This is a genomic window from Intestinimonas sp. HCP28S3_D6 (assembly GCF_052065695.1).
Taxonomy (GTDB): domain Bacteria; phylum Bacillota; class Clostridia; order Oscillospirales; family Oscillospiraceae; genus Intestinimonas.
In genome coordinates this window covers 1-808 of sequence record NZ_JBQHTM010000144.1, presented here as the reverse complement: position 1 = coordinate 808, position 808 = coordinate 1, and the positions used below count along the sequence as shown (strand labels likewise).

The following is an 808-nucleotide window of genomic DNA, read 5'->3' as shown; positions in this document are numbered from 1 at the left end:
GTGAATTGACCCGATTTCAGGCGCTCTCCTTGTCCGTCCGCAAGACCTGAAATCCGTGCTGTTTGGCGTACTCTCTGGCAGCAGCCAGCCGTTCTTCACTGTACGGCGGCACCAGACGGATGGACAGGCGGGACTTGTCCATCACATAGGTAACGCTGCCCTCAGTGGTGCTGCGTTCCAACCGGCACAGCTGGGGATACTTGCGGCTGAACTCGGCCAGCCTGCGCTTCAGATCGGCGTTAAAGGTGTAGATACTGGCGGTGTCCTCCGCCTCGTTCCAGTTGATGATGGTTTCTTTCTCATACTTAGACAGCTTCGTCATACAGATCCTCCTCATACTCGGTGTTCTCCTTTACCAAACGCAGGCGGCGCTTGGCACGGTAATACTCGTCCATCTCTGCACGGAGCTGATGATAAAAGCCGGTGTACCAGCTTTCTTCCATCTCCGTTTCCATCTTCCGGGCCAGCTCCAGCATCCGGTGCTTAGCCTGCGGGTCAACGGTCAGGGCGGTCAGCCATTTGAGCCTTGTCACCGTGTTGTGGTGGTTGGGACAGGCAAAGTCGTACAGCACTTTCTTTTCTCGGATACTCAACTTCATAAAAATCAACCTCCTAAAAGTTTATTTTCCATGTGTTAGTTGCCGGTTTGCCTGCAATCGCTCCTGCCCGGATTTTCCCCGGCGTATTGTCCTCCTTGGTGCGCTCCTATCATGGCGTCACTTCCCCAAAGGTCATACCCCTTGCAGCCGGTCATTCAATTTTCAAAGTTCTGTGTCTCCTGACAAAACTCATTTTACCGAAAAAACAG

Annotated in this window: 2 protein-coding genes; both read right to left on the bottom strand. The window is 53.1% G+C overall.

Features of this window, described 5'->3' with window-relative positions; translation table 11 throughout:
- Positions 1-16: 16 nt before the first annotated feature.
- Positions 17-322 (bottom strand): molecular chaperone, encoded by a 306-nt coding sequence (locus ACTNBK_RS17140; RefSeq protein ID WP_441147904.1) that lies wholly within the window; start codon positions 320-322, stop codon positions 17-19.
- Positions 306-599 carry a hypothetical protein gene (locus tag ACTNBK_RS17135; RefSeq protein ID WP_441147902.1) on the bottom strand — a complete coding sequence of 98 codons (294 nt, stop codon included), beginning with the start codon at positions 597-599 and terminating at the stop codon, positions 306-308. The genes ACTNBK_RS17140 and ACTNBK_RS17135 overlap by 17 nt, the downstream gene beginning before the upstream one ends.
- Positions 600-808 lie beyond the last annotated feature (209 nt).

Coding starts and splice junctions, on each gene's coding strand:
- ACTNBK_RS17135 (WP_441147902.1), bottom strand. CDS start 599: ATGAAGTTGAGTATCCGAGAAAAGAAAGTGCTGTACGACTTTGCCTGT.
- ACTNBK_RS17140 (WP_441147904.1), bottom strand. CDS start 322: ATGACGAAGCTGTCTAAGTATGAGAAAGAAACCATCATCAACTGGAAC.